Source organism: Desulfovibrio sp. X2 (assembly GCF_000422205.1).
Lineage (GTDB): Bacteria > Desulfobacterota > Desulfovibrionia > Desulfovibrionales > Desulfovibrionaceae > Alkalidesulfovibrio.
The window spans coordinates 82,622-96,102 of the sequence record NZ_ATHV01000015.1 but is presented as its reverse complement, the minus strand read 5'-3'; the positions used below and the strand labels follow the sequence as shown (position 1 = coordinate 96,102).

Annotated in this window: 12 protein-coding genes; 11 read left to right on the top strand and 1 reads right to left on the bottom strand. The window is 69.1% G+C overall.

The features are described from left to right. Positions 1-64: 64 nt before the first annotated feature. Positions 65-1,789: an FAD-dependent oxidoreductase gene (locus DSX2_RS05775; protein ID WP_020880221.1), complete on the bottom strand. Its 1,725-nt coding sequence runs from the start codon at positions 1,787-1,789 to the stop codon at positions 65-67. A 397-nt stretch (positions 1,790-2,186) separates the two neighbouring features. Here DSX2_RS05775 and DSX2_RS18545 point away from each other — a divergent pair, with 397 nt between their 5' ends. The 11 genes from DSX2_RS18545 to DSX2_RS05720 all read left to right on the top strand — a co-directional run bounded on the left by DSX2_RS18545 (position 2,187) and on the right by DSX2_RS05720 (position 13,329). Further along, positions 2,187-2,651 (top strand): iron-sulfur cluster assembly scaffold protein, encoded by a 465-nt coding sequence (locus tag DSX2_RS18545; RefSeq protein ID WP_020880220.1) that lies wholly within the window; start codon positions 2,187-2,189, stop codon positions 2,649-2,651. Positions 2,652-2,979: 328 nt separating this feature from the next. Beyond that, positions 2,980-4,002: a thiamine pyrophosphate-dependent dehydrogenase E1 component subunit alpha gene (locus DSX2_RS05765; protein WP_020880219.1), complete on the top strand. Its 1,023-nt coding sequence runs from the start codon at positions 2,980-2,982 to the stop codon at positions 4,000-4,002. Between the two features lie 3 nt (positions 4,003-4,005). Then, positions 4,006-5,013 (top strand): alpha-ketoacid dehydrogenase subunit beta, encoded by a 1,008-nt coding sequence (locus DSX2_RS05760; RefSeq protein WP_020880218.1) that lies wholly within the window; start codon positions 4,006-4,008, stop codon positions 5,011-5,013. Positions 5,014-5,583: 570 nt separating this feature from the next. Beyond that, the gene (locus DSX2_RS05755) at positions 5,584-6,351 is read left to right on the top strand and encodes an IclR family transcriptional regulator (protein ID WP_020880217.1); all 768 of its coding nucleotides are present in this window, start codon (positions 5,584-5,586) and stop codon (positions 6,349-6,351) included. 193 nt (positions 6,352-6,544) lie between these two features. Then, positions 6,545-7,678: an ABC transporter substrate-binding protein gene (locus DSX2_RS05750; RefSeq protein WP_020880216.1), complete on the top strand. Its 1,134-nt coding sequence runs from the start codon at positions 6,545-6,547 to the stop codon at positions 7,676-7,678. Between the two features lie 123 nt (positions 7,679-7,801). After that, the gene (locus DSX2_RS05745; protein ID WP_020880215.1) at positions 7,802-8,695 is read left to right on the top strand and encodes a branched-chain amino acid ABC transporter permease; all 894 of its coding nucleotides are present in this window, start codon (positions 7,802-7,804) and stop codon (positions 8,693-8,695) included. Next, entirely contained in the window at positions 8,695-9,759 is a 1,065-nt protein-coding gene (locus DSX2_RS05740; protein WP_020880214.1) for a branched-chain amino acid ABC transporter permease, read from the top strand. Before DSX2_RS05745 ends, DSX2_RS05740 begins: the two co-directional genes overlap by 1 nt. Continuing rightward, complete coding sequence (locus DSX2_RS05735; RefSeq protein WP_020880213.1) at positions 9,760-10,542, top strand: ABC transporter ATP-binding protein; 783 nt, start codon at positions 9,760-9,762, stop codon at positions 10,540-10,542. It abuts the gene before it with no gap. Further along, the gene (locus DSX2_RS05730; protein WP_020880212.1) at positions 10,535-11,239 is read left to right on the top strand and encodes an ABC transporter ATP-binding protein; all 705 of its coding nucleotides are present in this window, start codon (positions 10,535-10,537) and stop codon (positions 11,237-11,239) included. Before DSX2_RS05735 ends, DSX2_RS05730 begins: the two co-directional genes overlap by 8 nt. A gap of 3 nt (positions 11,240-11,242) precedes the next feature. Further along, complete coding sequence (locus DSX2_RS05725; RefSeq protein WP_020880211.1) at positions 11,243-12,853, top strand: aspartate ammonia-lyase; 1,611 nt, start codon at positions 11,243-11,245, stop codon at positions 12,851-12,853. After that, on the top strand, positions 12,850-13,329 hold the full coding sequence (locus DSX2_RS05720) for an asparaginase domain-containing protein (RefSeq protein ID WP_020880210.1): 480 nt from the start codon (positions 12,850-12,852) through the stop codon (positions 13,327-13,329). The genes DSX2_RS05725 and DSX2_RS05720 overlap by 4 nt, the downstream gene beginning before the upstream one ends. The last annotated feature ends 152 nt before the right edge of the window (positions 13,330-13,481 follow it).

Genomic DNA, 13,481 nt, shown 5'->3' with positions numbered 1-13,481 from the left:
GCGGACGGACCGACCCGCCCGCGCCTTTTTCGTGACGTGAATGCGTGACCTGACCCCGGGGCGCCTACTTCTCCCGGGCGAAGGGCCAGGCCATGATGCCGCCCTCCATGACCGTGACGTTGGTGTAGCCCGCCGCCTCCAGGATGCGCTCGGCCTCGTAGCCGCGCATGGAGATCTTGCAGTAGGCGATTATTTCGGCGTCCTTGTCCGCGGGCAGCCCTTCCGGGAGCCCCTTCTCGAGCCCCAGGCGCAGCTTGCCGAGCGGGATGTGCACCTCGCCCAGCCCCAGGCGCATCTGCTCGAACTCGTCGGGGGCGCGCACGTCGAGCAGCACGGGCGGCTTGCCGCCTCCGGCCCGGTCGTCCAGGCGCGCCTTGACCGCCAGGCTGTCCTCGCCCTTCAGCAGGCCGTCCATCTTGTTCTGCAGCACGTGGGCCGTGGCCAGGAAGTGGTCGATGGCCAGGGAGAACGGCGGGGCGTAGGGCAGGTCCAGGTTCGCGAGGTCGTCCACGGTCATCCCCGCGCTCACGGCCACGGCGGCCTCGGCCACCTGGCGGTTGGCCTCGCCCGGGCCGATGCACTGAAACCCCAGCACGCGCCGCGTCTTGGCGTCGGCCACCATCTTGGAGATGAGGAGCTTGGCCGTGCCCATGAAGCCGGGCTTGTCCAGGCCCGCGTTGATCACGCTGACCACGTCGTAGCCCTCGGCCCGGGCGCGGCGCTCGGAAAGGCCCGTGGACCCGGCCGCGAAGTCGAAGATCTTGCAGATGCCGCTCTGCACGGTGCCGGGGAAGGTCGCGCGGTCGCCCTTGGCCGCGTTCTCCCCGGCCACGCGGCCCTCGAGGTTGGCCAGGTCGCCGAAGGGCGCCAGCACCTTCTTGCCGGTGATGCGGTGCGTGAGCTCCACGCAGTCGCCCGCCGCGTAGACGTCCGGGGCCGAGGTGCGCATGTGCTCGTCCACCGCGATGCCGCCGGTCGCGCCGATGGCGATCCCGGCCTCGCGCGCCAGGGCCGCGTTGGGCCCCACGCCTATGGCCACAACGGCCAGCCGGCAGGGAAGCGTGCCGCCGTCCTGAAGCCGCACGCCCGTGAGCCTGCCGTCCTCGCCCGTGAACTCGGCCACGCCGTTCTCGAGCATGATCGTGACGCCCTTGGCGCGCGCGTGGTTCTCCACGAGGCGCGCCAGCGCCTCGTCCAGGAAGGTCAGGGTCTGGGGCAGGAGCTCCACCACCGTGACCTTGAGCCCCACCGCGGCCAGGGCCTCGGCCGTCTCCATGCCGATGAGCCCGCCGCCCACGACCACGGCCTCGCGGCAGCCCTCGGCCGAGCGCAGGGCGCGCAGCCGGTCGGCGTCGGCCAGGGAGTGCAGCGGGGTGACGCCCGAAAGCTCCCGGCCCGGGATGGGCGGGAGCTTCGGCACCGCGCCGGTGCACAGGATGAGCTTGTCGTAGGCGATGGTCTCGCTCGCCCCGGTCTCCAGGTTCCTGGCCGTGAGCGTCTTGGCCGTGGTGTCCAGGGCCGTGACCTCCGTGCGCACCCGGGCGACGACGCCCTTGGCGGCCTTGAAGAACGCGGGATCGCGCACCACGCCCGTGGGCGTGCACAGAAGCTGGTTGCGCTCCTTGCAGGTGGTGCCCACGTAATAGGGATAGCCGCAGGAGGCCATGGACAGCTCGGGCTCCTTCTGCAGGAGCAGGACCTCGGCCTCGGGCGCCAGGCGCTTTGCCCTGGCAGCGGCCTTGGGACCGGCGGCCGAGCCGCCCACGACGACGATGCGCTTCGTTGCCATAAACACCTTCCTCTTGTTTCGCCCCTGGTTTCGACGACGCGGCCCGTGCCCGCGGCACGACGAACCGCCGGGGAGGCGCTTCCCTCCCCTGGCGGGGTCCGGCCGCGGGCAGGACTTCCAGGTCCGTATAGCAGCATTGATGCCATCCGGAAAAGGCCGGTGGACCGGGATGTTGCAAAGGCGCGACGTGCGCAGACGACGCAGAATGCGTCGTTTCGCGCCCGAGGGCGGCGCATTTTCAGCCGTTTTCCGCGCGGCAGCGACGCATTCCGCGGCGCAAAGCGCGTTTTTCGTCCGCGGATTCCCGGCAGCCTGGACGCTGCCCCGGGAAGAAGGTATGCGGGTTCTCCCGGACCCGGCCCGCGCGCGGCGCGCGGAACCACCAAAGGAGACGAGCATGGCGCACGAGGCCGACCACACGACCGACCACCAGCCGACGGGCCCTTCCCACGGCCACGGCCACGGCCATGCCCACGGGCATTCCCATGGCCACCATGACGAGCCCGACGTGCCGCCCCTCGAGGAGCTGGAGCACGTGGGCACCATGGACGATCCGGACGGCGCGGCCGAGACGACCAGCGAGTGCGGCGACGTGATCGGCGTGCAGGTGCGGCTGCGCGGAAACGTGCTGGAGACGGTCCGCGTGCAGCCCACGGGCTGCGCCTACACCATCCTCTGCGCCGAGGCCGTGGGCCGCCTCTGCCAGGGGCGGACCCTGGACGAGGTGCTCTCCGTGGAGCCCCAGGACGTGGCCCGCCTCCTGGGCAACCTGCCCGACGACCACCTGCACTGCGCCCGCCAGGCCCTCTCCGTCCTGGGCGAGGCCCTGGTCCGGGCCCTGGCCCGCCCGAGGAATCCCTAGAAAGGCGCTCTCCGCAGACGTCCTGGCAAGACGTCCTGGAAAGCCGGGAAGGGAGCGCGGCGTTCCCTGTCCGCTCCCCTGCCCTTTCCATGCCTGCCTCGCGCGTCCGTGCGAAAAAGCCCCGCACGCGGCCGGGCCTTTCGGCGCCCGCCTCCCGCCCATGCGGCCCGTTGCCTCCCGGCCCATGCGGCCCCGTCGGCCCCATGCCGCGTCGGCCCATGCCGGGGAAGACCTCGCCGGAAAAATGCGCTATGCAGGCGGCAGCGCTCTCTTTCACCGCATGACCGCACGACCGCACGACCCGGCCGCCTCGCCGAGGGAGGTTCCCATGCCCAACGATCCGCTCCCCCGCGAACAGCGCATCGCGCTGCTCGAAGACATGATCCTCATCCGCGCCTTCGAGGAGCGCGTGAGCCGCATGGCCCACGAGCAGGGCAGGCTGCCCGGCATGCAGATCACCTGCGTCGGCCAGGAGGCCGTGGCCGCGGGCGTGGTGCGGGCCCTCCTGCCCGAGGACGTCCTGGTCACCAACCACAGGAGCCACGGCCACATGCTCGCCCGCGGCGTCTCCCCGGACGCGCTCATGGCCGAGATCATGGGCAAGCGGGACGGCCTCAACCGGGGCAAGTCCGGCACCCTGCACATGGCCGACCCCGCGCACAACGTGCTCATGACCTCCACCGTGGTCGGGGCCGCCCCCCTGCTCGCCATGGGCGCGGCCTTCGCCCAGGACTATCGCGGCGGCGAGAGCGGCGGCGCGGGCGTGACCTGCGTCTTCTTCGGCGACGGCGCGGCGGCCGAGGGCAGCGTGCACGAGGCCATGAACCTGGCCGCGGTCTGGAAGCTGCCCGTGCTCTTCGTCTGCGAGTCCAACTGCTGGGCCGGGGCCCAGGCCCACAAGGAGCACTGCCCCATCGGCAGGATAGCGGACCGCGCCGCCTCCTACGGCATGCCCGGCGAGGTGGCGGACGGCAACGACGTGGAGCGCGTGCACGAGACCGCGCGCACGCTCCTCGACTACTGCCGGGCGGGACGCGGCCCCGCGCTCATGGAATGCCTCACCTACCGCATGCACGGCCACGGCGAGCAGGATCCGCAGCACTACGTGGACAAGATCGAGCTGGCCATGTGGGCCGAGCGCGACCCCATCGTCCAGTATGTCGAGGCCCTGCGCCGGGACCTGGCCGGGGAGGGGCCCGCCGGTTTCCCGGACGAGCTGCGCACCCTGCGCGCCCGCGCCGAGCAGATCGTGGACCGTGCCGTGGCCTTTGCCGACCAGAGCCCCTTCGCGCCGCCCGAGGAGGCGCTCGACCACCTTTACGCCGCGCCGCCCGCGACGCAGGAGGGCTGAGCCATGACCGGACAGAACACCGCCGCAGGCAACGCCAAGAGCACCGGGCAGGCCGTGGCCGAAGCCCTCGGCCTGGCCATGGAGATGGACGAGTCCGTCTTCCTCGCGGGCGAGGGCATCGGCACCTCCATCCACGTCAACCCGCACCTGCCCACCTTCGGGCTGCTCGAGCGCTTCGGCCCGCGCCGGGTGCGCGACACGCCCGTGAGCGAGGCCGCCATCGCCGGGCTGGCCGTGGGCGCGAGCTGCCTGGGACTTCGGCCCGTCATCGAGGTCATGTTCTTCCCCTTCGTCACCCTGGCCTCGGACATGCTCGTCAACCACGCGGCCAAGCTGCGCTACCTGAGCGGCGGCCTGTCCCACTTTCCCCTCACCGTGCGCATCAAGTCCGGCCTCTTCTCCGCGGGCTGCCAGCACTCCCACTTCCTGGAGGCCTGGCTGGCCCACGTGCCCGGGCTCAAGGTCGTCTGCCCCTCCACCCCGGCCGACGCCAAGGGGCTGCTGCTCTCCGCCATCTTCGACCCCGATCCCGTGGTCGTGGTCGAGGAGATGCCGCTGTACTGGTCCGTCTTCGGCGAGGTGCCGGGGGGCGACCACCGCGTGCCGCTCGGCCGGGCGCGCATCGCCCGCGAGGGCGGCGACGCCACCCTGGCGACCTACGGCGGCGCGGTGCACACCGCTCTTGCGGCGGCCGAGGAGCTCGCCGCCGAGGGCGTCTCGCTCGAGGTCCTCGACCTGCGCAGCCTGAACCCGCTGGACACCGCGTCCGTCTTCGCCTCGGTGCGCAAGACCGGCCGCTTCCTGGCGCTGCACGACGCGACGCGCTTTTGCGGCTACGGCGCCGAGCTCGCGGCCACGGTCGCGGAGTCCTGCTGGGACGCGCTCAAGGCGCCCCCGCGCCGCGTCGCCGCGCCCGACATCCCGGTGCCCTTCTCACAGCCCCAGGAGGCCTTCTACAGGCCCTCGGCCGCCCGGGTGGCGCAGGCCGTGCGCGAGATGATGCGGGCCTAGCGGGACCGGGAAGCCGGTCCCGGCCCCGGCCCTGGCCGCGGCAGGAATTCAGTCTCCGGCACGAAGGGGCGCACGAAGAGGCGCACACGGGACGGACAAGGGGCGCACTGGGGGCGCACTGGGGGCGCGACCGGCACGCAATCCGGGGCTGCCCGTTGCGCATCGCCCGTATTTTTGACTTTTTCGTCATAAAATGCACGAGCAGGCGGCCCGCGCAAGGGGCGCGGCGCGTCCGTTCCGGGCCGTCCTCCCCCTCCCGGGCACCCCGCCGCGCAGGCGCCGAACATTCCAGCCCTGGATATTCCGGCTCCAAAAGCCGTTCGCCTCGTCTGGCCGCACGATCGCCGCAAATCGTTCGCCCTTCCCGGGGCAAATTTCCTCCAGTCCGCTGTTCGCCACTGATCGTCCCGTTCTGAGAGGTGACGGGAGTGCGTGAATTCGTTGACAAGTTCGTGAAACCGGACTAGTCGTTCTTGCCAACGGACCAATTGTTTCGCTCAGCGGAATGGCGGGTCCGTTTTCCGACTTCACCGTATCCGTCATCTTTCAAACCGACCTGGGGAGGATTTCGTGTCCGGCAAGGACAACGCTTCCGAAACCCTGGCCAAAGGGCTGCGCGTGCTCGACCTCTTCGGCAACGAGGAGGGGGGCTTCACGCTCGGTCAGATCGCCTCGCAGGTCGGCATCAACAAGACTTCCGTCTACCGCTACGTGAACACCCTGTGCGAGATGGGCTTCCTGCGCCAGGACGAGCGCACCAGGCTCTACCGCACGGGCGCGCGCATGCTGGCCCTGGCCCACGCCATGCTCGAGAGAAGCGAGCTGGTGAAGCAGGTGCGCCCCCTGGTGGACGAGGTGCGCCGGACCTACGACCTGCACGTGGACGTGGGCATCCTGGCGGGCGGCACGATCCACCTCGTCTACCGCCGCGAATCGCGCGACACCCGCGCCTTCCGCAGCTTCATCTCCACCTCGGAGCTGCACTACCTGGCCACGGGCAAGGCCGCCCTGGCCTTCATGGAGCCCGACGAGCGCGAGGCCTGCCTGCAGAACCTCACGCTCACGGCCAAGACCGACAAGACCATCACCGACAAGACCGCCCTGCTCGCGGACCTCGAGAAGGCGCGGGAGAAGGGCTACGCCCTGAACAACGAGGAGTTCGTGCCCGGCCTCATCGCCATCGCCGCGCCGCTCTTCAGCCTGCGCACGGGCAAGGTCGTGGGCGGCGTCAGCTTCGACGCCACCACGGACCGCTTCTCCATGAAGGAGTTCGAGATCCAGTACGGCGGCTACATCGTGGAGCTGGCCAAGAAGATCGCCGCGGTGGCCTCCCTGTGAGCGCCGCGCGCGGGACCGTCGCGACGACGGCCCGGACCATGGCTACGACCGGAGGCCTGGCCCCCGCGTCCCGCTTCCCCGCGGCGCGGAGCCCGGAGCGTCCGGTGGCATACAACACTCTTCCGGACGGACCGGGCGTGATGGACACGTCCGGCAGGCGGCCGGGGACAACGCGCTTTGAGGAGGTCTCTTCATGAAACGGATCATCGCTCTGTGCGCCGCCATGCTGTTCGCCCTCGCGGGCACGGCCATGGGCGCCGACAACACCTTCCGGCTGGGCGTCTACCTGCCCCTCACCGGCCAGAACGCCTTCGGCGGACAGCTCGAGCTCGAGGGCGTGCAGCTGGCCAACCAGAAGGCCCCCACGATCCTCGGCAAGAAGGTCGAGCTCTTCGTGGTGGACAACAAGTCCGACAAGGTCGAGGCCGCCAACGCCGTGACCCGCCTCGTGGACAAGGAGAAGGTCCGCGCCATCATCGGCACCTACGGCTCCTCCCTGGCCATGGCCGGCGGCGAAGTGGCCGAGAGGGCGGGCATCCCCCAGGTGGGCACCTCCTGCACCAACCCGCTGGTGACCCAGGGCAAGAAGTTCATCTTCCGCGTGTGCTTCATCGACCCCTACCAGGGCGCCGGCGCCGCCACCTACGCCTACAAGAACCTGGGCCTGCGCAAGGCCGCCCTGCTCGTGGACGTCGCCAGCGACTACTCCGTGGGCCTGGCCAGCTTCTTCAAGAAGTCCTTCGTCAAGCTCGGCGGCGAGGTCGTCTCCACCCTGAACTACCAGTCCGGCGACCAGGACTTCACCGCGCAGCTGACCGACATCATCAGCAAGAAGCCCGACGTCCTCTTCATCCCCTCCTACTTCGCCGAGGGCGCCATCATCATGAAGCAGGCGCGTGAGCTCGGCGCCACCTTCCAGATCATGGGCGGCGACGCCATGGACAACCCGGAGATCACCGCCATCGGCGGCAAGGCCGTGGAAGGCTTCGTGCACACCACCTTCCCCTACGACCCGTCCATGAAGAACATGAGCCCCATGGCCCAGCAGTTCACCGCCGAGTGGAAGAAGGCGTATCCCAAGCAGGACCCGAACGTGAACTCCGCGCTCGGCTACGACGCCTACATGCTGATCCTCGACGCCGTGAAGCGCGCCGGTTCCGACGATCCCGCGGCCATCACCAAGGCCCTGGCCGCGACCAAGAACTTCCCCGGCGTCACCGGCAACACGACCATCAACGGGACCCACGACGCCGAGAAGCCCGTGGGCATCGTGATGATCAAGAACGGCAAGAAGACCTACATCGACAGCATCACGCCCGAGCTGTAGGAGTTCCCGCCCTCCGCGCCCGGCCCGGCCGGACGCGGCGGACAACGGGGGGAGGCCGCGCGGCCTCCCCCTTCTCGGGCGGCTCACACGGACCGTCGGCAGGACTGCAGAAGGAATCTTCCCATGACCCTGGCAATGTTCATCCAGCATCTCCTGAACAGCATCACGCTGGGCAGCCTCTACGCGCTGATCGCCATCGGCTACACGATGGTCTACGGCATTCTCCGGCTCATCAACTTCGCGCACAGCGAAATCTTCATGCTCGGCGCATATTTCGTCTTCTGGGGCGTGACGCTCTTCCACGTCCCCTGGCCGCTGGCGGTGGTCCTCTCCATCGTCGTCGTGGCCTTCCTCGGCGTGCTCGTGGACCGCGTGGCCTACCGGCCCCTGCGCGACGCCCCGCGCATCTCGGCCCTCATCAGCGCCATCGGCGTCTCCTTCTTCCTGCAGAACACGGCCATCGTCTTCTTCCAGGCCATTCCGCGCGCGGTCTACACCCCGGAGTGGCTGGCCACGCCCATCGTGGTCAAGGGCGTGCACGTCCTGCCGCTCACCCTCTTCGTGCCGGTGATGGCCCTGCTGCTCATGCTCGGCCTCATGTACATCGTCTACCGCACCAAGGCGGGACTCGGCATGCGGGCCATCAGCAAGGACATCGAGACGAGCTACCTCATGGGCGTGCCGGTGAACAGGATCATCGCCCTGACCTTCGGCATCGGCTCCGCCCTGGCCGCGGCCAGCGGCATCATGTGGGCGCTGCGCTATCCGCAGCTGCAGCCGATCATGGGCACCATCCCGGGCTTCAAGGCCTTCATCGCGGCGGTCTTCGGCGGCATCGGCTCCATCCAGGGCGCGGTCATCGGCGGCATGGTCCTCGGCTTCATCGAGATCATGATCGTGGCCTTCTTCCCCTCCCTGGCAGGCTACCGCGACGCCTTCGCCTTCATCCTGCTCATCGCCGTCCTGCTCTACAGGCCCACGGGCCTGCTCGGAGCGCGGCAGGAGGACAAGGTCTAATGAACCGCACCACCTCGACACTCCTGAACGTCCTGGCCGTGGCCGCGCTCGGCCTCTTCCTGTGGTGGGCCCAGGACTCGCTGGACGGCTACAAGATCCAGATCCTGAACCTCATCGCCGTGAACATCATCCTGGCGCTGTCGCTGAACCTGATCTACGGCTTCACCGGCATGTTCAGCCTCGGCCACGCCGGGTTCATGGCCATCGGCGCGTACGTCTGCTCCATCCTCATCCTCTCGCCCGGGCAGAAGGAGATGCTCTTCATCCTGGGCGAGGCGCTCCCCTGGGTGCAGAACGCCCACGCGCCCTTCTTCGTGGCCATCGTCGCGGGCGGCCTCGCGGCGGCGCTGGCCGGCTTCATCGTGGGCCTGCCGCTCTTAAAGCTCGGCGACGACTACCTGGGCATCGCCACGCTCGGCTTCGCGGAGATCGTGCGCGTCATCGCCAACAACATCCCGCGCGTGACCAACGGCGCGCTCGGCTTCAAGGGCATCCCGGGCTACGCCAACCTGTGGTGGAACTTCGGCTGGTGCCTGATCACGCTCTTCGTCATCGTGCGCATCCTGGCCAGCAACACGGGCAACGTCTTCAAGGCCATCCGCGACGACGAGATCGCGGCCAAGGCCATGGGCGTGAACGTCTTCCGCTACAAGCTGCTCTCCTTCTCCATCGGCTCGTTCTTCGCGGGCGTGGGCGGGGCGCTGCTGGCGAGCCTGCTGACCACCATCGACCCCAAGATGTTCCTCTTCACCCTGACCTTCAACGTGCTCATGATCGTGGTCACCGGCGGGCTCGGTTCCCTCACCGGCTCGGTGCTCGCGGGCATCGGCATCACCGTGCTGCTCGAGTGGCTGCGCTTCGTGGAGAACCCGATCTTCTTCGGCGACTTCGAGATGCCGGGCATCCCGGGCATGCGCATGGTCATCTTCTCCCTGGCGCTCATCCTCATCATCCTCTTCCGCCGCGAGGGACTCATGGGCATGCGCGAGATCACCTGGAGAAACATCGCCGGGCTCTTCGGACGCAAGGGCGCGAACCAGGCTGCTGCCGGGGAGGGCAAGTAGATGAGCGACATCATCCTCGAGGCCAGGGCCCTGACCATGCGCTTCGGCGGCCTGACCGCGGTCAAGGAGTTCACCGCCGCCATTACGCGCGGCAGCATCTCCGGCCTCATCGGCCCCAACGGCGCGGGCAAGACCACCTGCTTCAACATGATCACCGGCTTCTACAAGCCCACCGAGGGCAGCGTGCTCCTGAACGGCGAGGACCTGACCGGCAAGCCGCCCTACGCGGCCTGCAAGGCGGGCATCGCGCGCACCTTCCAGAACATCCGCCTCTTCGGCAACGAGAGCGTGCTCGAGAACGTGCTCATCGGCGGCCACCTGCGCCAGAAGACCGGCTGGTTTTCGGCCGTGCTCTGCCTGCCCTCCCACTTCCGCGAGGACAGGGAGATGCGCGAGCGCGCCCTGGGGCTGCTGGACACCGTGGGCCTCGCCCATCTCGCGAACGAGAAGGCCAGCAGCCTGCCCTACGGCGCGCAGCGCAGGCTCGAGATCGCCCGCGCCCTGGCCACCGAGCCCTCCTTCCTGCTCCTGGACGAGCCCGCCGCGGGCATGAACCCCCAGGAGACCCAGGAACTCATGCAGTTCATCCGCAACATCCGGGAACGGTTCGGCCTGACCATCCTGCTCATCGAGCACGACATGAAGCTGGTCATGAACATCTGCGAACAGATCTGGGTCCTGGACTACGGCGTGACCATCGCCGAGGGCGCGCCCGAGGCGATCCAGTCGAACCCCAGGGTCATCGAGGCCTATCTCGGAGAGGAGTGCGCGACAGATGCTTAAGGTTTCGGACCTCCACGTCTACTACGGCGGCATCCACGCCCTGAAGGGCGTCAACCTGACCGTGCCGCGCGGCAAGATCGTGACCCTCATCGGGGCCAACGGCGCGGGCAAGAGCAGCACGCTGCGCGCCATCGCCGGGCTCATCAAGAACAAGAAGGGCGCCATCACCTACAACGACCGCGACCTGAGCCACCTCGACCCGGTGGGCATCGTCAAGTCCGGCATCGTCATGTCGCCCGAGGGCCGCCGCATCTTCCCGCACCTGAGCGTGCTCGAGAACCTGCACCTGGGCGCCTACAGCCGCTCGGACAAGGCGGGCATCGCCCGCGACCTGGAGTGGGTCTTCGAGCTCTTCCCGCGCATGCGCGAGCGCCGCGAGCAGAAGGGCGGCACGCTGTCCGGCGGCGAGCAGCAGATGCTGGCCGTGGGCCGGGCGCTCATGAGCGCGCCGGAGATGGTCATGCTCGACGAGCCCTCCCTGGGCCTCGCCCCCCTGCTCGTGCGCGACGTCTTCGAGATCATCAAGGTCATCAACGAGAAAGGCATGACCGTGCTCCTCGTGGAGCAGAACGCCTTCGCCGCCCTCAAGGTCGCGCACCACGCCTACGTGCTGGAGACGGGCAGCGTGGTGCTCGAGGGCCCGGGCGAGGAACTGCTCCGGGACGAGCGGGTCTGCAAGGCATACCTCGGAGGATAGCCCATGTCGCCGTACCGCGGCGGGCCCAGGCCCGCAGGCGAATGCCGCATCGAGTCCGACTGCCTGGGCGAACTGCCGGTTCCGGCGCGCGCCCTCTACGGCATCCAGACCGAGCGGGCCATCCGCAACTTCCCCATCACCGGGGTGCGCATCTCGCACTATCCGGAGTTCGTGAAGTCGCTGGCCTTCATCAAGAAGGCCGCGGCCCTGGCCAACCGCCGCATGGAGCTCCTGGACGAGGCGCGCGCCGAGGCCATCTGCGCGGCCTGCGACCAGATCATCGAGGGCAGGCACCGCGGGCACTTCCGCGTGGACGTGATCCAGGGCGGGGCGGGCACCTCGAGCAACATGAACGCCAACGAGGTCATCGCCAACCTGGCGCTGGAGATCATGGGGCGCAAGCGCGGCGACTACGCGCACCTGCACCCCAACAACCACGTCAACCTCTCCCAGTCCACCAACGACGTCTATCCCTCGGCCATCCGCCTGACGCTCCTCTCCATGGGGCTGGCCCTGCACGAGGCCATGGGCGTGCTGGCCGAGTCGCTGGCGAAGAAGAGCCGCGAGTTCGCGGACGTGATCAAGATCGGCCGCACCCAGCTGCAGGACGCCGTGCCCATGACCCTCGGCCAGGAGTTCGGCGCCTGGGCCATCATGGTCGGCGAGGACAGGCAGCGCCTGCTCGAGGCCCTGGACCTCGTGCGCGAGATAAACCTGGGCGGCACGGCCATCGGCACGGGCATCAACGCGCCGAAGGGCTACGCCGAGGCCGTGGTGGGCATCCTGGCGGAGATAAGCGGGCGGCGCGTGGTGCTGGCCGAGAATCTCGTCGAGGCCACGCAGGACGCCGGAGCCTACGTGCAGTTCTCCGGCGTGCTCAAGCGCACGGCCGTGAAGCTCTCCAAGATCTGCAACGACCTGCGCCTGCTCTCCTCCGGCCCGCGCTGCGGCCTGGGCGAGATCCACCTGCCGGAGATGGCGCCCGGCTCGTCCATCATGCCGGGCAAGGTCAACCCCATCATCCCCGAGGTGGTCAACCAGATCGCCTTCCAGGTCATCGGCAGCGACCTCACCGTGACCATGGCCGCCGAGGCCGGGCAGCTGGAGCTGAACGCCATGGAGCCGGTGCTGGCGCACAACCTCTTCGGCTCGCTCCTGCTCCTGCGCCGCGGCTGCAAGGTTCTGGCCGCCAAGTGCATCGACGGCATCACGGCCGACGAGAAGCGCTGCCGCGACTTCGTGGCCCAGAGCATGGGGCTGGCCACGGCGCTCTCGCCCTACGTGGGCTACGAGACCGCGGCCAGGGTGGCGCTTGACGCCATCAGGAACGGCAGGACCGTGCACGAATCCGCGCGCGAGCTGCTGGACTGGGACGAGGAGAAGCTCTCCGAGGTCCTGGCCCCGGAGCACATGCTCGCGCCCACGCAGCCCAAGCGCGAATACTTCGGCTTCCCCCTGGTCCAGGCCGCGCCCACGGCCGCCGCGGCGATCATCGAGCCGACCGCCGAGCCCGCGGCCGAGCCGTTCGGGCCCGAGCCGATGGGGAACGACGCGGCCGGGGACGCCTGCGAGACCGGCGCGCAGCCCGCGCGCAACGAAAAGGAGCCCTCATGAGACTCAAGATATTCAGCATGGGCGGGACCATCGACAAGATCTACTTCGACGACCTCTCGACCTACGAGGTGGGCGAGCCCCAGGCGGGCGAGATCCTGCGCGAGGCGGGCGTGACCTTCGAGTTCAGCGTGGAGGAGGTCATGCGCAAGGACAGCCTGCACCTCACGGCCGAGGACCGGGCCGTCCTGCGCTCCCGCATCGAGGCTTCCGAGGAGCGCCACATCCTGATCACCCACGGCACGGACACCATGGTCGAGACCGCCGCGGCACTCAAAGGCCTCGCCAAGGTCATCGTCTTCACCGGCGCCATCACCCCGGCCCGCTTCAAGGGCTCGGACGCGCCCTTCAACCTCGGCTGCGCCGTGGGCGCGGTCCAGTCCCTGCCGGACGGCGTCTACATCGCCATGAGCGGCCGCATCTTCGAGGCCGACAAGGTCCGCAAGAACCGCGCCGCCGGGCGCTTCGAGGACGCGTAGGGCGCCGTCCTCCGTCTCGATTCCGCATGCCATGAACGGCCGGGAAGACGCCTCTTCCCGGCCGTTTCTTTTCTGAACGCGAAAGTCCGCCGCGCGTCCCGGGCAGAGCCCCGGCCGGTTCCGGCCTGCCGCCCCCTCCCCTTCCCGTCTTT

Excerpts from the sequence above, each read along its gene's own strand:
- DSX2_RS05775 (WP_020880221.1), bottom strand. The coding sequence starts at position 1,789 with ATGGCAACGAAGCGCATCGTCGTCGTGGGCGGCTCGGCCGCCGGTCCC.
- DSX2_RS05725 (WP_020880211.1), top strand. The coding sequence starts at position 11,243 with ATGTCGCCGTACCGCGGCGGGCCCAGGCCCGCAGGCGAATGCCGCATC.
- DSX2_RS05760 (WP_020880218.1), top strand. The coding sequence starts at position 4,006 with ATGACCGGACAGAACACCGCCGCAGGCAACGCCAAGAGCACCGGGCAG.
- DSX2_RS05745 (WP_020880215.1), top strand. The coding sequence starts at position 7,802 with ATGACCCTGGCAATGTTCATCCAGCATCTCCTGAACAGCATCACGCTG.
- DSX2_RS18545 (WP_020880220.1), top strand. The coding sequence starts at position 2,187 with ATGGCGCACGAGGCCGACCACACGACCGACCACCAGCCGACGGGCCCT.
- DSX2_RS05720 (WP_020880210.1), top strand. The coding sequence starts at position 12,850 with ATGAGACTCAAGATATTCAGCATGGGCGGGACCATCGACAAGATCTAC.
- DSX2_RS05735 (WP_020880213.1), top strand. The coding sequence starts at position 9,760 with ATGAGCGACATCATCCTCGAGGCCAGGGCCCTGACCATGCGCTTCGGC.
- DSX2_RS05750 (WP_020880216.1), top strand. The coding sequence starts at position 6,545 with ATGAAACGGATCATCGCTCTGTGCGCCGCCATGCTGTTCGCCCTCGCG.
- DSX2_RS05730 (WP_020880212.1), top strand. The coding sequence starts at position 10,535 with ATGCTTAAGGTTTCGGACCTCCACGTCTACTACGGCGGCATCCACGCC.
- DSX2_RS05740 (WP_020880214.1), top strand. The coding sequence starts at position 8,695 with ATGAACCGCACCACCTCGACACTCCTGAACGTCCTGGCCGTGGCCGCG.
- DSX2_RS05765 (WP_020880219.1), top strand. The coding sequence starts at position 2,980 with ATGCCCAACGATCCGCTCCCCCGCGAACAGCGCATCGCGCTGCTCGAA.